The 20,415-nt window shown below is 49.6% G+C and carries 18 protein-coding genes and 2 tRNA genes; 8 read left to right on the top strand and 12 right to left on the bottom strand.

All coding sequences use genetic code 11. The features are described from left to right. Nucleotides 1-11 precede the first annotated feature (11 nt). From BM318_RS03565 to BM318_RS03555, 3 genes are read left to right on the top strand one after another with little or no spacing between them, the layout of a single operon-like run. Complete coding sequence (locus BM318_RS03565) at nt 12-647, top strand: DUF4230 domain-containing protein (RefSeq protein WP_394333324.1); 636 nt, start codon at nt 12-14, stop codon at nt 645-647. Between the two features lie 6 nt (nt 648-653). Continuing rightward, nucleotides 654-1,142: a Dabb family protein gene (locus BM318_RS03560; protein ID WP_317040335.1), complete on the top strand. Its 489-nt coding sequence runs from the start codon at nt 654-656 to the stop codon at nt 1,140-1,142. Nucleotides 1,143-1,153: 11 nt separating this feature from the next. Then, nucleotides 1,154-1,513: an MmcQ/YjbR family DNA-binding protein gene (locus tag BM318_RS03555; RefSeq protein ID WP_092980729.1), complete on the top strand. Its 360-nt coding sequence runs from the start codon at nt 1,154-1,156 to the stop codon at nt 1,511-1,513. A gap of 16 nt (nt 1,514-1,529) precedes the next feature. Here BM318_RS03555 and BM318_RS03550 read toward each other — a convergent pair whose 3' ends face one another. From BM318_RS03550 to BM318_RS03535, 4 genes are all read right to left on the bottom strand, one after another. After that, nucleotides 1,530-2,630 carry a DUF4407 domain-containing protein gene (locus BM318_RS03550; protein WP_092982052.1) on the bottom strand — a complete coding sequence of 367 codons (1,101 nt, stop codon included), beginning with the start codon at nt 2,628-2,630 and terminating at the stop codon, nt 1,530-1,532. 85 nt (nt 2,631-2,715) lie between these two features. After that, entirely contained in the window at nt 2,716-4,464 is a 1,749-nt protein-coding gene (locus tag BM318_RS03545; RefSeq protein WP_092980728.1) for a M56 family metallopeptidase, read from the bottom strand. Further along, nucleotides 4,461-4,826, bottom strand: coding sequence for a BlaI/MecI/CopY family transcriptional regulator (locus BM318_RS03540; protein ID WP_092980726.1), 366 nt, complete (start codon nt 4,824-4,826; stop codon nt 4,461-4,463). Before BM318_RS03540 ends, BM318_RS03545 begins: the two co-directional genes overlap by 4 nt. A gap of 138 nt (nt 4,827-4,964) precedes the next feature. Further along, nucleotides 4,965-6,359 (bottom strand): dipeptidase, encoded by a 1,395-nt coding sequence (locus tag BM318_RS03535; protein WP_092980724.1) that lies wholly within the window; start codon nt 6,357-6,359, stop codon nt 4,965-4,967. A 111-nt stretch (nt 6,360-6,470) separates the two neighbouring features. Between BM318_RS03535 and BM318_RS03530 the strand changes: the two genes are divergently transcribed. Further along, nucleotides 6,471-6,552 (top strand) — tRNA-Leu (locus BM318_RS03530). Between the two features lie 33 nt (nt 6,553-6,585). Here BM318_RS03530 and BM318_RS03525 read toward each other — a convergent pair. The 3 genes from BM318_RS03525 to BM318_RS03515 form a co-directional block, all read right to left on the bottom strand. Next, nucleotides 6,586-7,440 (bottom strand): hypothetical protein, encoded by an 855-nt coding sequence (locus BM318_RS03525; protein ID WP_092980722.1) that lies wholly within the window; start codon nt 7,438-7,440, stop codon nt 6,586-6,588. 34 nt (nt 7,441-7,474) lie between these two features. Further along, a complete protein-coding gene (locus BM318_RS03520) occupies nt 7,475-7,843 on the bottom strand; it encodes a DUF2306 domain-containing protein (protein ID WP_262501551.1) in 369 nt (122 codons plus the stop codon). A gap of 122 nt (nt 7,844-7,965) precedes the next feature. Beyond that, nucleotides 7,966-10,701: a M16 family metallopeptidase gene (locus tag BM318_RS03515; RefSeq protein WP_092980718.1), complete on the bottom strand. Its 2,736-nt coding sequence runs from the start codon at nt 10,699-10,701 to the stop codon at nt 7,966-7,968. A gap of 208 nt (nt 10,702-10,909) precedes the next feature. Between BM318_RS03515 and BM318_RS03510 the strand changes: the two genes are divergently transcribed. Both BM318_RS03510 and BM318_RS03505 read left to right on the top strand, forming a co-directional pair. Continuing rightward, a tRNA-Leu gene (locus BM318_RS03510) sits at nt 10,910-10,991 on the top strand. Nucleotides 10,992-11,059: 68 nt separating this feature from the next. Then, on the top strand, nt 11,060-12,025 hold the full coding sequence (locus BM318_RS03505; protein WP_092980716.1) for an L-threonylcarbamoyladenylate synthase: 966 nt from the start codon (nt 11,060-11,062) through the stop codon (nt 12,023-12,025). A 50-nt stretch (nt 12,026-12,075) separates the two neighbouring features. Here the strand turns inward: BM318_RS03505 and BM318_RS14510 are convergent, their stop codons facing one another. The 5 genes from BM318_RS14510 to BM318_RS03475 form a co-directional block, all read right to left on the bottom strand. Beyond that, nucleotides 12,076-12,204, bottom strand: coding sequence for a hypothetical protein (locus tag BM318_RS14510; protein WP_262501540.1), 129 nt, complete (start codon nt 12,202-12,204; stop codon nt 12,076-12,078). 197 nt (nt 12,205-12,401) lie between these two features. Next, nucleotides 12,402-14,792: an Ig-like domain-containing protein gene (locus BM318_RS03500; protein WP_177218249.1), complete on the bottom strand. Its 2,391-nt coding sequence runs from the start codon at nt 14,790-14,792 to the stop codon at nt 12,402-12,404. A 361-nt stretch (nt 14,793-15,153) separates the two neighbouring features. Further along, on the bottom strand, nt 15,154-16,515 hold the full coding sequence (locus BM318_RS03485) for a sugar porter family MFS transporter (RefSeq protein ID WP_092980708.1): 1,362 nt from the start codon (nt 16,513-16,515) through the stop codon (nt 15,154-15,156). Between the two features lie 49 nt (nt 16,516-16,564). After that, a complete protein-coding gene (locus BM318_RS03480; protein WP_092980707.1) occupies nt 16,565-16,771 on the bottom strand; it encodes a hypothetical protein in 207 nt (68 codons plus the stop codon). A 37-nt stretch (nt 16,772-16,808) separates the two neighbouring features. After that, on the bottom strand, nt 16,809-18,065 hold the full coding sequence (locus BM318_RS03475; protein ID WP_092980705.1) for a 3-deoxy-D-manno-octulosonic acid transferase: 1,257 nt from the start codon (nt 18,063-18,065) through the stop codon (nt 16,809-16,811). An 84-nt stretch (nt 18,066-18,149) separates the two neighbouring features. Here BM318_RS03475 and BM318_RS03470 point away from each other — a divergent pair, with 84 nt between their 5' ends. Together BM318_RS03470 and galE are read left to right on the top strand one after the other, a co-directional pair. After that, nucleotides 18,150-19,301 carry a DegT/DnrJ/EryC1/StrS family aminotransferase gene (locus BM318_RS03470; protein WP_092980704.1) on the top strand — a complete coding sequence of 384 codons (1,152 nt, stop codon included), beginning with the start codon at nt 18,150-18,152 and terminating at the stop codon, nt 19,299-19,301. Nucleotides 19,302-19,340: 39 nt separating this feature from the next. Beyond that, nucleotides 19,341-20,369 (top strand): UDP-glucose 4-epimerase GalE, encoded by a 1,029-nt coding sequence (gene galE, locus BM318_RS03465; RefSeq protein WP_092980702.1) that lies wholly within the window; start codon nt 19,341-19,343, stop codon nt 20,367-20,369. Nucleotides 20,370-20,415 lie beyond the last annotated feature (46 nt).

Genomic DNA, 20,415 nt, shown 5'->3' with positions numbered 1-20,415 from the left:
ATATTTATACCATGATCGAAGTCTTTATTGGATTGGTATTGGGGGCGCTGCTCACCTATGGGATTTACAGCCTGATCAGTGGTCGTAGCCGACGCAGTAAAACCCAACATCAGTCTACTGTTTTACTCCAGCAGATCCGTTCGGTTTGCAAGTTGATTTCAGTTGAGGGAGACTTTGCGGAAATCTATCGCTTCGAGAATCGCAAGTCCCACTTTGGAAAACTTTTCAGCACCAAGAAAAAAGCCCTGATTGTAATCAATGCCAAGGCCCAGATCGGTTTTGATTTTAAAAAGATCCGCATCCGGGCCGACGATGCCAAGAAGACCATATACCTTCAGGATTTCCCCCAGCCCGAAATCCTTTCCATAGAGCCGGACCTGGAATTCTACGATATCCGAAACGACCTTTTCAATGCCTTTACTCCCGATGATCTCACGACCCTGAACAAGGAGGCCAAGGCCCATATTCGCGAGAAGATTCCTGGGAGCGGCCTGATGGAATCGGCCCGCCGGGAGGCCATGGAAACCCTGTTACTCATGGAAAAGCTGGTGGAGACCATTGGCTGGCGCCTGGATTACAGTGCCCTCGAACTGGATTCGGCCGAGGCGTTGCAGTTGGAACAGGAGCGTAAAGAATTAAAAGAATAATTACAAATGAAATCAATATTCCTAAAAGGAGTCTTTGCCCTGGTTCTGGCCGGAAGCCTTTTCTCCTGTAAAGACAATAAAACCGAAACGACAACTAGTCCCGAAGACGCTACGGCGGAGACTGCAGCACTTACTAATGAAACCGAGCAACAAACACAGGATGCTATGAAAACCTTTGATTCGAATTTCGCCCACGTCGTTTACTTCTGGTTACACAATCCAGACAAGGAAGACGATCGCCAGGCCTTTGAAGCCGCCCTCACAAAATTCCTTTCCCGATCGGGTTACGCCAAGACCCATTTTATCGGGACGCCCCCTGTAGCCACCCGCGGGGTAGTAGATGGCAGTTTTACCTACAACCTGATTGTAACCTTTGAATCGGCCGAAGCCCAACAGGCCTACCAGGACGATCAGCCGCATTTGGATTTTATTGAAGAGGCCCAGCACCTTTGGGAGAAGGTGGTGGTTTACGATGCCATGGGGATCGATAAGTAAAAGGAAAAATCATGCATATCGAAGAACTGCGGGAATACTGTCTTTCCAAACCGGGGGTAACCGAAGGTTTCCCATTTGGTGCCGATGCGCTGGTCTTTAAGGTTATGGGAAAGATGTTTGCCGTTTCCGGCCTGGACCGTATCCCTCCTCAAATAAATTTGAAATCCGATCCGGAGAAAGCCCTGGCCCTAAGGGAAGAATACGACGGACGAATCCTTCCGGGCTGGCATATGAACAAGGTGCACTGGAATACCGTTCACATTACCGAGTTACCCGCCAAACTCGTCATTGAGCTGGTAGATGATTCATATAATCTGGTGGTCGCTTCCCTCACGAAGAAGCTAAAGGCCGAATTGGAACAACTCAGCTAATAGGCCGGAAAAATTCTTAAAATCTACCCCTTTCTATTTTTGCAAAAAAATCCCCGTGGGCTTGCATGAGGGCTTCGGCTTGTTCTTTCTTGTGCCGGTAAACCGCTTCCTCCTCCGAAATTTCCCCGTAGACTTTTTCATTGAGCTGCCTGTCGGTATCCGCGATGTGGAAACGCTGATCTACTTTCTGCTTGACCCAGGATTCCACGGAATCTTCTGCATCCTGTAATTTTAAATCATAAGGTCCCTTAGGCGACATCAACTTTACCAGGATGGGGGAGGTTTCTATGGCCAGAAACAGGAGGAATATAAAAAAGGAAGGGAACCAGGGAAGTTTACCCAGGGCGTCGATCCGCGCCATTAGCCCATCGAATCCATCGATTACCGGCTGGCTCGTGTCCACGGCTTCTGCATATCCCGCTTCCAGGGCAAGGATTTCATCTTCTATGACCGCGATCTGTTCCCGACTACTGGATTTAAGATCCTGTAGTTCTGCTAGGGCGGCATCGTGCTTTTCGCGCTTTTCGGCATAAACCGGTCCCTTGCCCAAGAGTCCGGTTCCGGCACGTCCTTCTGCTTCGGCGATGTAGGTTTCATATAAAGCGTCAGTGGCGGCTTCTTTGGAGGCTACTTCGTCTTTTATCGCAGCAATTTCGGCTTGTTTTTCGGCTATGGCCGGAGCGTATTGAAGGGCCAGTTGCTCCTGGTTATCCAGGGTCATCTGGTTTTTTTCCTCCAGCAGGACCTGATCAATTTCCTTCTGGAAAATTTTAAGTTCCAGGGGTTTGGAAATGACCACGGCAATAATCAGGGCAAGCACTATACGAGGGCCGGCCTGGAGGAGTTCCTTCCAGAAACTATCCCGTTTGCGCATCGTAGAAACGATGTAGCGGTCGAGATTAAAAATCAGCAGTCCCCAAATGAGCCCAAAGCCTACGGCGGCCCATACATTGTCAAAGACAGTGTAGAGGGCATAGGCCGAGGCCAGGAAGGCCATAACTGCAGTAAAAAAGACGGTGGCGCCGATTCCGGCGTATTTGTTGTTTTCTCCTTCGGAGCACTCTTCAAGGATGGTACGGTCTGCTCCTGAGCAGAGAATAAAAAAGCGACGTAGCATGTGTTCTCGGTTTGGTGTATTCATTAGAACGCGACCTGCCGGGAAATGTTACGCCGCTTTTAACTTTTAACGTAAACTTTGGAGGTTAATTCGACAGCTTGACCACGGTACTTCCGTCATTTTTGGTCTGAATACTTACGCTGCTGGCTTTCCCATCTTCCATAATTCGAATGGCATCTTTTTTATTCAGGGCTTTTCCATTAAAGTAAAAGGTGGTGTTTTCCATACCCGAAGCCTTCAGTTTAGCCAGGATTTCCTCCATAGTTGGTGGCGGAGGTGGCGGCGGAGGTAGCTTGGGGGAAGGCGCGCTGCCACTAACTGCCCCTGGGGCTGGCGGTGGAGGCGGGGGAGGCGTAGCCATTTTGGTTGCCTGGGGAGAAGGTGTCGGTGTGGGCGGTGGAGGCGGGGGATCAGGGAAATCAGGAAAAGGCTCAGCATCCGCACGCTGCTTCTCGCTCATTTTGTTATAGATGTACATCATGCGCTCCACTTCCTTCATATACACTTGCACCTTTCCCTTGGCGATCATGGCATTATACTTCTTAGCCAAACCGTTGTAGATTTTCATTTCCTCCCGGGTAGCGCTTTCCTGCTGGACCGCAATGGGTTCCTCCTCTTCCAGGACAAGGCGGTTGGCTCGCATTAGTACTCCGGCAGATTCAGTAGCCACCTGGTCTGAATATTCTTGGACAGGCATGCGATAGGTGTCCGCATTAATCTGTATCTGATCAATCCCTGCCGCTTGAAAGGCCGATCCAATACGCTGCGTGGCAGCGGCCGTAATTTCATGTGGGGCCGTAATAAGCACGGAGGCAGCTTCTCCAGCGGTTTCCTTTACCAATTTGGCTGCCGCTTCTGGCGTATAATCCGACCCGTTCCATCGCAGTGCATCCGGACTCAGGTATTCCAGACTAATCGATTCATCCGGTACAGGTTGATACGTAATTTTTCTACTGCTGAAACTCAGGACGGTCAACGCGATAATCGGAGTGAGCAACAACAAGGCCAGTTTATTGCGGCGTTTTGAGGTGTTTGTCTTCATGATCTGAATTCGTTTTTTGATTGATGAATAATGAATGGCATGTGATAATGCCGGCTGATTACTGTTTTGCGCAAAAGCCAGTAAGGCGTGCTGGTATTCGAGTGCCGAGTAGCCTTTTGCTATTACTTTTCGATCTGCGAGGAATTCGTGATTGAGTCGAATTGCCCTGCAATAAGCCCACACCAGGGGATGGAACCAAAAGATCAGGCGCAGGAATTCGGCCAGGAGCACATCCAGGCTGTGTTTCTCGTCTATGTGGGTTTGTTCGTGTTGCAGGACGGATTCCGGAATATTTTTATCCGCGTAGGCCTGCTGTCCGAGGAAGAGGAAGCGAAGGAAAGTGTGCGGTGGCTCAGGTTGCTCCAACAAGACCTTGGTGTGAGTGGTCTCCCGTAAGCGCTTGTTGCCATATATTTTATGCAGGAGGAAGGACAGATTCCAGATAAAGTAAGCCCCGAAAATCAACAACCCAATAAAGTAAAAGGCTTCCCAGAAATCCGGATTTAAGAGGTATTCGTTGGTGAGGATCTTTCCATTCTCCCCCGGAGAAGTTGTAAGCAGGGCATCGCCTATTTCAGGATCCGGAAGTGCACCAACCAGGGATTCGGAATCCGGAGCCAGTGCAATAACAGTTTCGCCCAGGATTAGCAGGGGTATTCCCAGGCCAGCCAGTAAACTGCCCAGCAGGTAAAATCGCTTAAAGACATGGTTGCTTTGCCTTTCCAGTACCAGGCGATAAAACAGGAAAAAGATGAGCAGGCAGGCGCTGGATTTAATCAGGTACTCAATCATTTCTTATCGATTTCTGCCTCAATCAGGCGTTTGAGATCTTCTAGCTGCTCTTTGGTCAAATCCGTTTCCCGCGTAAAGTAAGAAGCAAACTGGGCCTTACTGTTGTTGAAGAAATTGGCAATTAGTTTATTGAAGTGTCCGGAAAAATATTCCTTTTTGCTTACCGTGGCCGAATACTCCCGGGCACGACCTCGGGAAGTGAAAGCCACATAGCCCTTTTCCTGCATACGTTTGAGCAGGGTTGCCACGGTGGTCTGGGCAGGACGCGGCTCGGGATGGGCTTCTACCAAATCCTTCAATAAAACCGGTTGGTTCTCCCAAAGCAGTTGCATGAGGGCTTCTTCTGCAGCGGATAATTTCATGAGCAAGGCTTTTTATACGGATATGCTAAATCCTTTCTACAAACATAGAATAAATCTTTAATTCTACAAATGTAGTTTAGTTAAAGTTTTGCCATTTAGCTGGTATGCTGCCCGTTTATCTGCAGAATCCAGGGCTACTTATTCCCCCTGGCTAAGCGCGGTAAAGTGCTGATAGAAATGTGGAATCGTTTCAATCCCCTTGAAGTAATTCCAAATGCCAAAATGCTCATTAGGGGAGTGGATAGCGTCGCTGTCCAGGCCAAATCCCATTAGAATCGTCTTGCTGCCCAATTCTTTTTCGAAGAGGGCTACAATTGGGATACTTCCTCCACCCCGCTGGGGCACAGGCGCTTTGCCAAAGGTGGTTTCATAGGCCTTGTGAGCGGCCTGATACCCGATGTGGTCCATTGGAGTTACATAAGCCTGCCCGCCGTGATGGGGGCGAACCGCTACGCTTACCCCCTCTGGCGCTATGGCTTCGAAGTGCTTCTGGAATAATTCGGTAATCTCTTCCCAATCCTGATCCGGTACCAGACGCATGGAAAGTTTAGCATGGGCTTGAGAAGGGATCACTGTTTTAGCGCCTTCCCCGATATAGCCACCCCAAATTCCATTTACATCGAGGGTGGGGCGGATGGCATTGCGTTCATGGGTGGCATAGCCAGCTTCCCCCATAACGTCAGGGATATCCAGCGCATCCTTATATTCCTGCAGATCAAACGGAGCAGCGGCCAGCAGTTGACGTTCTTCCTTGGAAACCTCCTGGACTTTATCATAAAATCCGGGGATGGTAATCCGGCGATTCTCATCGTGTAAGGAGGCGATCATTTGTGCCAGAACATTGATAGGATTGGCGACGGCTCCGCCATACAATCCGGAATGCAGGTCCCGATTCGGACCGGTAACGGTAACTTCCACATAACTTAGGCCCCGCAATCCTGTAGTAATTGAGGGAGCATTCCTCCCGATCATCCCGGTATCTGAAATCAGGATAATGTCATTGGCCAGTTTCTCCCGGTTCTCACGTACAAAAGTCCCGAGGCTTTTGCTGCCCACTTCCTCTTCCCCTTCGATCATAAACTTCACATTGCAGGGTAAGGCGCCCTCGCTAACCATATATTCCAGCGCCTTAACGTGCATGTAGAATTGGCCTTTGTCGTCGCAAGCCCCACGAGCGTAAATTGCGCCTTCGGGATGTAGTTTCGTTTCCTTGATTACCGGTTCAAACGGTGGGGAATTCCAGAGGTCCAGCGGATCGGGCGGCTGCACATCGTAATGCCCATAGACCAGTACAGTAGGAAGATCCGGATTTACATTCTTCTCACCATATACGATAGGATAGCCCGAGGTTTCACAAATTTCCACGTGCTCACAACCTGCATTGCGCAGGGATTCGGCAACGGTTGCGGCGCAGCGGTGGACATCTTTAGCGTAATTGGAATCCGCACTGACGGACGGAATGCGCAGGAGATCGAGCAATTCGTCCAGAAAGCGTTGCTTGTGTTTTTCAATATAGGAGGAAATAGAAGTCATTTATGTATGCAATTTCGTTTTGGTGAACCTGCGGCAGGAAAAGTTCTTTGCCGGAGGGATAAATTTAAGAAAGCGCCAGAGGAATAAAAAGTGTATATTTGCCTCCCAATCGCAGGCGTGGTGGAATTGGTAGACACGCTAGATTTAGGATCTAGTGCCGCGAGGTGTGTGGGTTCGAGTCCCTCCGCCTGCACGAAAAAAGCCGACTTTTAACAGTCGGCTTTTTTTATTGCTCGATTCGGATCGAAAAGTTATCTATATAGATCTCGACATCGCCGGCTATGGGATTGGCCGTAGCCCCGATTTGAACACGTTCATAAAAAGCGGGGTCTGCCAGCTCAAAGGCGATGCCTTCCTGGGCGAATACCTCTCGGAAAACGGCTGCGCTGGGCAGATTCATTGCACTTTCATTAATTACTTCGACCCCTTCGATCCTCAGGATGTTCTGACCGGTATCATCAGGGGCAAGCGTCATTTCCCAAACGACGTTTACCCACTCATTTCTCGGAAAAGGAACAGCAGATTGCACGAGTGTGGTACCGGAGATCTTACCGCGCTCTATAGCCAGGTAGTCATTGTCTCCGGTCATCATAAGCCGCACTCCCGGGCATTGGTTTTCCGCACCGAAGTTATCGCCCACTTCCGGGTCCCAGCACGAACAACATTCCAGGTCAATCAACAGTAAATTCGTCAGGGGCTGGGTACCTGGGATAAAGAAATCTGCCGCAATGCTTACCCGACTACCCGGGGCAATGTTCAAGCCGTTTTTTTCAATATCCATTTTGGAAAGCAAGGCGTCCGATTGCCGAGCCAGGATCCTTAGGGAGGAAGCGCCCAAACTCGACCGGGCAGTACTTACCGAAATCTCATTCACGGCACCACTTGGATTCGTCTGTTGTAATGTGGACCATCTGGATTGATCGGTAGGAAAGAGTTCGTCCAACTCCCCGGAGACCGTTTCAAAATCGTCCTCAAAAATGAAAGTGTCTGGCATTACCTCCTCGCGCGGACTATCTTCTGAAGAACAGCTCAGGAAGAGTAGCGGTGTTATTAAAAGTAGCTGGAAAGGATGAAATTTCATATCCTGAAAACGCCAGAAGCTCGTTCGATGTTGCCTAGCCAAAGAATAAATCGTGCAAGTAACGGCCAGGGGAAAAGGTAAATCCACCTGCGATTATTATCGCACCAAAATAAAGGAGGACCATTTTCCTGCTATGCGATTTGACGTTACCTTTTTTAATAGCCCAATATGCCGTCGGCACGGTATATATGGTAAGAAAACTAAAGCTATGAATCCAGCCAAAGTGATTCAAAAATCTGGGCCCCACATCGGCTGGCATAAAAAGTGTTATTGTCGCGGTTATTAGCATAAGGATCATGTAAACCCTCCCGAAAGATCTATGGATACCCGTACCTTTCTTTAGCATTAGGAGCATTGTGCCAATTAAAAAACACGGTATTACGGTGGCCAGGTGTAGGTACATCAGGGTGTAATAATCCATCGCAAGTTTTTTTGAATTTTGAATATAAACAAAAAGCTCCCGGATTTAACGGGAGCTTTTTTCAAATTAATTACAGGATGTTCCCTGTTTTTGGATCGTGAACTTTATTCCTCTTCTGTTCCGGAGGCGTCACCGGCATTGTAATCTCCGGCATTGACCACGGTCCACTCTGAGAAGGGTTTAAAGTACTTCTTAATGGCTGCGTTGACATCGGCAACAGTCAGGGCGCTTACCTTAGCCTCCATTTCCTTTTGATAGGACATGTCCCGACTGTAGTAGATGTTGTTGTTAATGACGGACGCCAGCTCATTGTCTTTGGCTCGGCTCACATTCTGCCCCTGGATCCAACCATTTACGGCATTGGTGAGTTCCTCCTCGGTAATCCCCCCATCAATAAAGCGCTGGGTTTCTTCTGTAAATCCGAGCTGGACCTTATCCAGGTTCATTGGATTGTAGATGGCATAAACGAAAAGGGATGAATTTTGGTCGTCCTTGTCACTATCTGCATTAAGACTTGCACCGGCTCCATAACTGACCCCGTCTTTCTGACGCAGGCGCTCAGCAACACGAGAATTCAAAAAGCCTCCTCCGAAAACAGTGGCAGCGATTTGTAATGCCGGATAATCCTTATCGTCCTGACTCATTTTTACCCCAAGAACGCCAAAGGTGATCGCATTCTTTTTATCCGGGGTAATGATGTTTTCATTGGCGACGTTATTCGCATGAAACGGCGATTTAATTTCCGCATAGTCCTCAGCGTCATCAAATCCGGCGAATTCCTTTTGAAGGTACGCCTTAACCTCTTCTGATTCGAAGGTTCCGATCCCGATGGTGATTGATTTCCCCAAGCCATAGAAGTCGTTGTAGAATTGCTTCAGATCATCTATGGTTACTGCCTTGATGGCCTCCATTTCTTCCTCCAGAGACATCGCATAATTCGGATGTCCTTTGGGATAATGGTTGTTAATTTCCGAAAGGCGACGCCCGGCTACAGATTGCGGCTCTGTCTTATTGAGTTCCAGGGCAGCGATTCGTTCGGTCTTGAGTTTTTCAAGCTCTGCCGGATCAAAGGCCGGATTCTTAATCATATCCGTCATCAGCTCCACGGTAGGCATCAGGTTTTCCTTTGTGGAAGAGATATAGGCATAAACGTTTCCGTTGCGACCAGTAAGGAAAATCGAAGATTTCAATGCGCTGAGCTCATCTTCGATCTGTTGTCTGCTGCGTGACGTTGTTCCTTTATTCAGCATCTGCGCGGTGAATCCGGGAATCACCCCTTTGTTCATCAGGGAATTTACATCCCCGTTACGCATACTGAAATTAAGGTTCACGGCATTGGCCCGATTTTGCTTTTCGATGAAGCCATATTGGATCCCGTTGTCTAATTGACCCTGATCCAGACGCTGCTGGATATTGTCATAGCTAACGTCAAAGGCTTCTCCCGTACCCATGTCCTCTTTGCCTTTGTAGGAGGTAACGAGTTCTTCCAGACCCTGGGTGTGAGGAATCTCAACACGTACAGGATTCTCGGTAGGCATGAATCTTCCGATGGTGCGGTTAGACGGGATGAAGTACTTGGCAGCCACTTTGTTGACATGCTCCAGGGTTGCCTCAGCTACCCGGTCCCGGGTAATGAAGGCGAGCCTCCAATCGCCAGCTCCGATATATTCACTCATATTGAGTCCGAGGAAGGAGGAATTGCGCATCATCTGATCTGTAGACTTGGCCAGGTTGGCCTGGGCGCGTTTCAACTCTTCTTCGGTAATCGGATTGTCTTTAAGACCATCAAGGGTTTCCTTCAGGATGCGTTCCACTTCATCGGCATCTTTATCGGAAGGTACCTCCGCATTGATGAATATAAAGCCGGGTTCCTTGAGGAAAGGGGAGAAGGACCAAACGGAAGAAGCCTTTTGGGATTCTACCAGCGCCTTGTACAGGCGTCCGGAAGGCTCATCGGTGAGTACTTCTTCCACAATCGCCATAGCGGCGTAATCCGGATGCGACCCAGCAGGGCCGTGATAGAGGGAAGCAACGAGTTGAATGTCGCCTACACGGCTAACGGTTACGCGTTTCTCACCGTCCTGAGCAGGCTCTTCGGTATAGGAATCCCGGATGGGCATGTCCGGCGCCTTCAACGGGCCGAATTTCTCCACCACTTTTTCCATCATGGCTTCGTTCTCGAATTTTCCGGTAATCATTAATACCGCGTTATCCGGACGATAAAATTTACGGTAGAATTCCTTGAGGTTCTCAATCGGAACCCTTTCGATATCCGATCGGTTACCAATGGTGGAATTCCCATAGTTGTGCCAGAGGTAGGCCGCGTCGGTTACCTTTTGGATCAGCACACGGAACGGGCTGTTTTCTCCGCTTTCGAATTCATTGCGCACCACGGTAAACTCGGATTCCAGGTCTTCCTGGGCGATGAAGGAATTCATCATCCGGTCGGATTCCAGATCCAGGGCCCAGTCGAGGTTCTCTTCGGTGGCATTAAACGTTTCAAAATAATTGGTGCGGTCGTAATAGGTGGTTCCGTTCGGACGGGCACCATGAGAACTCAGCTCTTTTGGAATGTCCGGGTGGTTTGGGGTTCCTTTAAAAACCAGGTGCTCCAACAGGTGCGCCATCCCCTTTTCTCCATATCCTTCATGGCGGGACCCTACCAGGTAGGTGATGTTGACCGTAATGGTCTGGGAGGAATTGTCGGGGAACAACAATACCTTAAGGCCATTGTCTAGTTGATACTCCGTGATTCCCTCCACGGAGGCAGTTTGCTTATACTGGGCCTGCAGGCTTATTGCGGCCAGAAAGCAGAGTGCAAAAAAGAATTTTAACTTCATTGTTAGTGTATTGAATTTAGCAAGGTAAAATGTAAGGATTTACATCGATTTAACCCAAATCCCAGGCGTTGAATTCAGGCTAAAAAGCAGGATTTAGTAAAGATTTAATATTCCGCTGCCACTCTTTGTGAAATGACTCGAAATATTACGCAGTCAGCCAAAAAAATTAGTACATTTGTCGCCGCTTTGGTAAGCAATACCAAAAGCTGCAGATGTGGTGGAATTGGTAGACACGCTAGTTTCAGGTACTAGTGCCGCAAGGCGTGAAGGTTCGAGTCCTTTCATCTGCACTTAAGGAAACCCATCCCGCCGGATGGGTTTTTTATTTTAAGGCGGTCTCAGGGTCGTACTTCTGAAAATGACAGGGAACAAAAAGGATATCAAAGAGGCAGCTGCCTTCATTCGCGCGGGGAAGCTTGTGGCATTTCCTACCGAGACGGTATATGGATTAGGAGCCAATGCCCTGGATCCTTTGGCCGTGGCAAAGATCTATGAACTTAAAGAACGCCCGTCTTTTGATCCGCTTATCGTGCATGTCGATAGTATTGCCCGGGCCGAAACCCTGACGACATTCCGAAACAAGATGATGTACACCCTGGCAGAAGCTTTTTGGCCAGGTCCATTGACCTTGGTCGTGCCGAAATCGGATGTTGTGCCCGACATCGTTTCTTCAGGCCTCCCAACGGTAGGGATCCGAATGCCGGACCATCCCATTGCCCTGGAATTGATCCGTGAAGCAGACCGGCCACTAGCTGCCCCCAGTGCCAATAAGTTCGGACGCATTAGCCCGACCCGGGCCTGGCACGTAGACCGCTATCTGCCTGGTGTGGATAAAGTGCTGGATGGCGGGATCACCCGGGTGGGGATAGAATCCACTATCGTGGCCTTACAGGAGGACGGATTCCGTTTGTTGCGTCCCGGGGCCATTACCCGAAACGATTTGTTGCGCCTGGTCCCCGAAGCCCCGGAACTTCCGGGTTCCTCTATTACCGAAGCCCCGGGAATGATGGATTCCCACTATAGCCCGGTCATTCCCTTTATGCTAAGTACGCCGGAATTGATTCAATCTATTGACCCCGAACGCACAGGCTATATTGGTTTGAGCGGCCCTGCGCCTGCACCCTTTAAAGAAGTGCGCCTACTCGCCGAAGATGGGGATCTCAGCAAATATGCAGCCGGCCTTTTTGGAGCGATGCACGACCTGCAACATGCCGGTCTGGAACTGATTATTGCGGAGCCCGTTCCGAAAGAAGGAATCGGAGTAGCTATTATGGATCGATTGCTGAAAGCGTCCTTTGGTCACAGCTCGCCGTTTGGCAAATAAAAACCCCCTGCGATTCAGCAGAGGGTTAAGTTTCGTTTTTCGTTTGGCCTTTAAAAAACTCCAAGAGCCGCCAGGATCATACAGACAACCACTGCGCCCAATACGACGATAAGTGTACCGACCATAATTCTCAGAAATCCATTCAGGACACGTGTGCCGGCGGAGATATTATTTTCCATAATCCTATAGTGTTTACTCCCAATATACTAAAATTGAGGGCAATGCCTTTTTGCTATTCGATCAAAATGAGGTTTTTACGGATGCGTGGGAAGAATATTCGGTAAACGGTAAATAAGCATAAAAGAAAACCCCGGTCTTAACGACCAGGGTTTTCTGTTTACCTCAGCATGTAAATATTCCTATTTACGATGCTTCACTATTTGCGAATAACCGGGATGGTATACGATTGCGCACCATCCGTTACAATCAGGTAATAGATTCCTTCCTGACTGTTTTGTAATGCTGGCAGTTTAAGCTCAGCGGCATCGGAAGCCGTAGCATTCTCGATAACCCCAGAGGCGATTAACTGGCCTGCAGGAGACATCAGGTTGTATCCAATTTCGGCTCCCATTACGCGAGGGAACTTAACGGACAACGTCCCGTCAGGGGTTGGGTTCGGGTAGGCAACAGCCTTAACGTCTGTTACTTCCCTTCCGGATCCTGATACCGTGAAGCTGATGGTTCTGCTATCGACAACGGAGCCAGTACCTCTAGCCCCAGAATAGAAGGTTGCCAACAAGATGTAGCTTCCAGGAGCAAGGCTTCCGGCGATATAGTCTCCATTGAAATCTCCAAACAAGGCATAGGGGGCGGTGCTTTCCACCCATCCTCTGCTCTGTGTTCCACTCAGACCAAATACGACACTACCCGCACCGGATACAGAAGTGGAAACCTGTATGTTCAAAGAACTACCATTGGCGATGTTGCTTCCGTTATTTAAAGCTCCAAGGCTGGTATTATTGGACGGATTGATCAGGTTGAAAACAACAGTTTCCGTAGATCCACCTCCGGTTCCACCACCAGATCCACCACCGGTACCTCCGGCGCTGAAATTGATAGTAGCTTCACCGGTGTTACCATCATTGTCGGTAACCAGTGCCCGGACGGTATAGCCTCCTGCAGCAACCCCAACAATAATGTGAGGCGTAAAGTTGGCACCATCGGTATCGACAAGGCGCCCGTTTACGAAAATCTTGTGCTCTACAACACTTCCATCGGCGTCATTGGCTGATAGGTTAACGGATACGTTACTACCTACAGCAACATTTGCTCCATTTGAAGGACTGGTAATGCTTACGGTAGGAGCTCCATTGCCTCCACCGGTTCCTCCACCAGTGCCTCCACCAGTTCCACCTCCGGTTCCACCGCCTGAGCCACCTCCGGCAGTAAAGCTAACGGTGTCTTCACTGGTTGCACCATCGTTGTCGGTTACCATGGCGCGGACGGTATAGTTACCCGCGGCAATTCCGGTGATAATATGTGGTGTAAATCCGGGACCATCGGTATCTACCAGGGTTCCATTTACGAATATCTTATGTTCAACAACGGTTCCGTCACTGTCATTGGTGCTCAGATTTACGGAAACATTGCTACCAACGGCAACGTTGGCCCCATTACCAGGACTGGTAATGTTTACGGTAGGTGCTGCATTTCCGGTGCTTCCGCCACCTCCAGTGCTTCCACCGCCTCCGGTACTTCCGCCACCACCAGTGTTTCCACCACCGCCGGTGCTTCCGCTTACGGTAAAGGTGATTTCGTCATTCGCCACGGCCCCGTCGTTATCGGTTACCGAAGCGCGAACGGTGTAACTTCCACTGGCAATATTACTGATCACATGAGGGGTATAGCCCGCACCGTCTGTATCTACCACAGCACCATTAACGAAGATGCGGTGTTGAACGACGTTCCCGTCGGAATCATTGGAATTCAGAGCAATGCTTACGTTACTGCCTGGAGCAATTGTAGCTCCATTCGAAGGACTGGTAATGTTCACGGTTGGAGCCGTATTGGCTGCTCCGCCACCACCACCGGTGCCACCGCCACCGCCAGTACCGCCGCCACCGCCACCGCCACCTGATGGTGGAGGCGTAGGATTGCCGTCGCAAAGTGTTTCGGCCCGGGACAGATCCTGGGCAGATCCAGCGCCGTATTGGCTTTCTTTATAGAGTACCATTCGATCGATCAAGTGTCCGCGAGAACGGGCTGATAATTGAATAGTGTACACACCTGCGGTTGCAAAACGTACATAAATTACGTGTCCGTCAAAGTCGCTGGTAAATGCAGACCAGGTCCATTGCAGGGAATTCATGTAAACCTTAAACCATCCGTTGGAGCTGGCTCCTTCCGGGTTTGGAGTTTTGCCTGTTCCTCTCGGATAGATGCGGCTGTTTCCTTTTTGGGCGTAGAAATCTGCTGCCCCTGGAATTCGCAACCAGGTATCGTTGTGTTCTGTACTGTTGTTTCCAATACCAATTTTCGTCCTCCAGTTAAAGCGGTAGGTCCCTGGGGAATTAATCCTTACCGTATATTGGATCAGGCCATTCCCGGGAGTTCCGAAAAATTCGGATCCGGTCCAGTTCAGGTAACCGCTACCGGTGGATCCGGATTGGGAGGATTGTTTGGCCCATGAGCCAGTGGTACTGACATTTTCGGCCTGGATTACGACAATGCCGTTTTGCTCCTGAAAGGTTGCACCGCTACATTGCGCGGAGGCAACGATTGAGCAGCACAGGGCCAATAAAAGCAATAGCGTAGTTTTCACTCTCATTTCAAATAGTGTTTGTGGGGTTAAATAAAAAAAGGATATATGTAGAGCGTTCTCGTCCGCTCATAAGTTGTGGGGTTTTAGAAGGACAAAAATTATAGCGCACGGGGGAAGACTGCGCCTGGACTAATATGTAACCTCGATAAAATACATGATTTTATCTAGGAAACGCAAAAAAAGCTAATAAACTCCTAAAAACCAAGCTAATTACCCAAAATGAAGGTCCGAATAAAATCATTTCGTGGCCTTATGCATCGAACATCGGCGGGCAGACAGACCATTTTATGGTATTTCGGCTTCAGGTTAAGTTTATGTTAAAACAGGCTTGATGGGATGCTATTCCTAAAATAGACTCCGATTGCCGCTAGTTTTCCTGTGATTTGCGCCCGGTAAGCTTAGCACTCAATTCCTCCAGAGATACCCCTTTTGTTTCGGGCATTTTAAAGATGACCCACAGCAATTGCAGGACCATCATCCCTGCAAAGAAGGCAAAAATCGGCCAGGGATTATCACCGAAGATACCTTCTTCGGCATCCAGGAAAATTGGGGTAAGTAATGTAATGAGGGCTGCAAATACCCAATGGGTTCCCGTGCCCCACGATTGCCCGTAGGCCCGCACCTTGGTGGGGAAAATTTCCGAGATAAATACCCAGATTACAGCGCCCTGCCCTATGGCATGGGAAGCGATAAAGACCAGCACAAATACCAGTAAGAGCCCGGAACCCGCCCCGCTGTAAAAGCACCAACCGACCATCGCCAGGCTAACGATATAACCCACCGATCCGATGAACATGAGTTTTTTCCGTCCCAGGTTGTCGATCAGGCGAACACCCACCAGGGTGAAAATCAGGTTAACAATACCTATGGAGATAGAATTGAAAAGCGATTCACTCGATGCCAGTCCGGCGCGTTCAAGAATTTCCGGCGCGTAATACAGTATAAAATTGATCCCGCTGAGTTGGTTGAAAAAAGCGAGCATAAACGCCAGGGCCAGCGGCTTGCTGTAGGCTTTTGAAAAGAGGTTTTCCTTGGTTACACTGCGTGAAGCCGCTTCCAGGACTTCCTTGATTTCGGTCTTGGCGGCTTCCAGACTATATCCCAGGAACTTCAGAATGTCCAGGGCTTTTTCCTCCTGGCCTTTTCGCGAAAGCAACCATCTCGGGCTATTCGGGATCCGGAGTACCATCAGGGTGTAAATGAGGGCCGGGATACCTTCCACCCCCAGCATCCATCGCCAGTCATTGTCGCCTCCCACGCCCTTGAGCAGGTAATTGGAGATAAAGGCTACAAAGATTCCGAAGACGATGTTGAACTGGTACATAGCCGTAAGCCTCCCACGGTTTTCGGAGGAAGATATTTCTGAGATGTAAATAGGTGCGGCAACAGAAGATGCGCCTACCCCGACTCCACCGATAAATCGAAAGAAAGAGAATACATAGGGGTCTGTCGCGAGGGCAGAACCCATGGCTGAAGTAAAGTAGAGAACTCCTATCCAGAATAAGGTTTTTTTTCGTCCCAGTTTATCCGAGGGAATTCCGCCAAAAACGGAACCAAAGACCGTTCCCCAAAGGGCCATGGACATAATAAAGGTGCCGTGAAACCAGGGACTGGTGTTCCAAAGCGCTTTTATGGGCAGGTTGGCCCCGCTGATTACGACAGTGTCAAATCCAAAAAGGAATCCTGCCAGGGCAGCAGTAAGTGAAATGCGGAGTAGTTTGGATTGCATGGATTGGTTAGGGATTGGTGGTTCCCGGTAAAACTAATAAAATCCGGACTCAATCCTCAAACTGGCTTCTGGCCACAGAGGGCCGAATGGTATCTGTAGACTTTTTGCGATTGGGGTTTGCTTTTTCCCGAAGTTCCGGATTCCGCAGACCAGCTGTGTCCGGAGCCTGGAGGGCGGGAGCATCTTCCTGCCCCTTTTGGGAGGAATCCTCCCGAAGCAAACAGCTGCTAAGCAAAAGCAGGGCAATCAATGCCATGCCAGACCATTTAGGATAATGCATAAGTAAGGGGCTTCTATAAGTATTTACGGATACCCGCGGCTATTTGGATGCTCGCCCCCTTGCTTTTAAGAATAAATTCGGAATTAATTTGGCCCGTTTCAGATCGCTTTTCAGGGGAATTCAGGTATTCACTTAAGGTGATATGCGCCGCTTTGGGGTCTTCCACCACGCGAATTCCTCCGAGGGCAACCAACTGTTCCGCTTCCCTGAATCCACTGTACTGTGGACCGATGATAACGGGAATCCCAAACACAGCTGGCTCCAGGGTATTGTGCAACCCTGTGGCAAAGCCTCCACCGACATAGGCCAGGTCGGCGTAACTGTAGACCTTGGTTAGTATTCCAATAGTATCTAACACGAGGATTCGCGCATTTTTAAGGAAGTCTTTCCCCTTGCCGGAGATTTCCGAGTAGCAGATCGTACCCGGCCCCAGTTTCTCTTGCAGCTTTTTGATCGCATGGGGCTGAATGGCGTGCGGAGCCATAACCGCACAGGAATTCGCCGGATCTAATTCCCTGAGCAAAGGCAACAGGACAGTCTCGTCCTCCGGCCAGGTACTTCCGGCAACCAGGCAGCTGCGTTTCCCCTTGAAATACTCCATGAAATCGAGCTGATTGTCCCGATCCAGTATTTCCAGTACGCGATCGAATCGGGTATCCCCGCAAACCGTATGGTTTTCAAAACCAAGTGATTCCAGTAGTTGCGCCGAGCGCTCGTCCTGCACATAAAAATACACAACGTGTTTCAGCGCAGCTCGCATAATCCCCCCGTACCATTTAAAATAGGCCTGCCCGGGTTTGAAGAGGGTAGAGATCATAACATTCGGGATTCCGGCCCGATGCAATTCCCGATAGAGGTTCGGCCAGACTTCATATTTAACAAACAACGCTATTTCCGGCTTTACCAGCTGTATAAATCGCTTTGCGGCGCTGGTAGTATCTAAGGGGAGGTAGGTCATTCCCACACCCGGCATACTTCCCTTTTTTACTTCATATCCCGAAGGGGAAAAAAAGGTGACCAGGTACTGGTGTTGGGGAAATTCCTTTTGCAGGTGTTCCAGCACGGGCAGTCCCTGTTCAAATTCACCGAGGGATGCCGCGTGCAGCCAAATCAAATTTTTATCGGGCTGCCGAAACGTTTGCAAATATTCCCAGACGCCTTGCCGCCCCGTAAGAAATTGCCGGATTTTCTGATTGAAAAGTGCAGGCAGGTGCAGTAGGAATCCGGTGAGCCGGACCGCGAGATCATAAAAGAAATAGACCAAAACCATTCCTCAGCTAAATTACGGTTCTTTAAACTATTCATTGGCTGCCCCTTGGTTATTTTATACCTTTGAGGGACGAAAATTTTAGCCATGAAAAAGATCCAAATGGTCGATTTGGTGGGCCAGTATCAGGATATTAAGGAGGAAGTCCAGGAAGCTTTTTCTGAAATCCTGGAATCGGCAGCCTTTATTAACGGACCACGTGTTAAGGCCTTCCAGCAGGCCCTGGAAGAATATCTCGGAGTAGCTCATGTGATCCCTTGTGCCAACGGTACCGATGCCTTGCAAATCGCGATGATGGGATTGGGGTTGAAGCCTGGAGACGAGGTCATTACCGCAGATTTTACCTTTGCTGCCACCGTTGAGGTAATTGGGCTGCTTGGCCTCACGCCAGTGCTGGTCGATGTGCGCCCCGACACTTTCAATATAGATCCGGAAGCTGTCGAAAAGGCAATTACACCAAAAACCAAAGCCATTGTCCCCATACATTTATTTGGGCAATGCGCCGAAATGGAAGCAATTCTCGAGATTGCTGAAAAACACAATTTATACGTCATCGAAGATAACGCCCAGGCGATAGGCGCCAACTATAAATTTGCAGATGGCAGCCTGAAAAAAGCCGGCACCCTGGGGCATGTCGGGGCAACATCTTTCTTCCCTTCAAAAAACCTCGGAGCCTACGGCGATGGGGGTGCCATCTTTACCGATGACGCTGAACTGGCACATACGCTCCGGGGAATTGTAAACCACGGGATGTATGAACGGTACTACCACGATGTGATTGGCGTTAATTCCCGACTTGATTCCCTGCAGGCAGCAGTTCTTCAGGCGAAACTTCCCCTTCTGGACGGCTATTGTGAAAAACGCCGGAACGCCGCGCGCGCCTACAACCGGGCACTAGCCGATCATCCCGAGATCACTACCCCGGTGACCATGCGGGGTTGTGCGGGTATTTGCGATACCTGCGATTGCCACGTGTTTCACCAGTATACCCTGAAGATCGCCAACGGGAAACGCGATGGATTGGCCGCTCATTTGGCGGAACAGGGCATTCCACACGGAATCTACTACCCGGTTCCCCTGCACCGGCAGAAGGCGTATGCAGATCCCAGATATAACGAGGCCGATTTCCCGGTAACCAACAGCCTGTCGGAGGAAGTCATTTCCCTGCCCATGCACACCGAATTGGATCAGGAGCAGTTGGATTTTATCTGCAAGACCATATTGCAATATTTGGGGTGAAGCCGTTACTTCGTACTTCATATCAGAATTGATGAGCGCATGACAAAGGTTTTAGTAACCGGAGGGCTTGGTTTTATCGGGTCCCATACAGCCGTTGAATTACAAGAGGCGGGATACGAGGTAGTCATTATTGATGATTGCTCCAATGCCCGGGAAACGGTGCTCGAAGGGATCGAAAACATCACTGGTACCCGACCCGAATTTCACCGCATTGATTTGCGCGATAAGTCGGCTGTGCTCGCTTTTTTTGAAAGACATCCCGACCTGAAAGCGGTTATTCATTTTGCCGCATCCAAAGCTGTCGGGGAAAGCGTGGAGAATCCGTTGCTTTACTACGAGAATAACCTCAACAGCCTGGTGTACCTGCTTCAAGCCCTGCACCAGCGGGAAGGCGCGCACTTCATTTTTAGTTCTTCCTGTACCGTTTATGGCCAGGCCAAAGACCTGCCGATTACCGAGCAGGCCCCCGTGGTTCCGGCCGAATCCCCCTACGGAAATACCAAGCAAATCGGGGAGGAAATAATACGGGATTCCTGTAAGGTCTATCCGGCGCTGCAGGCGATTTCCCTCAGATATTTTAACCCGATCGGGGCGCATGCTTCGGCTGAAATTGGGGAATTGCCTTTGGGGGTTCCGCAAAATCTGGTGCCCTTTATCACGCAAACTGCCGCCGGACTTCGTGAGGAATTGGCTGTTTTCGGGGATGATTATCCCACTACAGATGGGACCTGCGTTCGGGATTATATTCATGTTGTGGATTTGGCCAAAGCCCATGTCATGGCACTGAACCGCCTGGTTAACCGTGAGAATTCGGAAGATTTTGAAGTATTTAATCTGGGCACGGGTACCGGAAGTTCTGTACTCGAAGTCATTCAAAGTTTTGAGCGGGTATCGGGTAAATCCCTGAATTATCGGATCGCACCCCGACGTCCCGGAGATGTCGTCGCTGCCTATGCGGATACTACGCGGGCCAATGAGGTCCTGGGATGGAAAGCCGAATCGAGCCTGGATGAGGCGGTCCTTTCGGCCTGGCAATGGGAGCAAAAAATTCGCGGGTTACACCCTTGAGAATCTGCGCTTTTGAGTTGCAGGCTTAAAAGCGGCATAAAGATGT

The organism is Robiginitalea myxolifaciens, assembly GCF_900115205.1.
GTDB lineage: Bacteria > Bacteroidota > Bacteroidia > Flavobacteriales > Flavobacteriaceae > Robiginitalea > Robiginitalea myxolifaciens.
The sequence above is the reverse complement of the archived record's forward strand: the minus strand, read 5'-3'. Positions and strand labels throughout refer to the sequence as shown.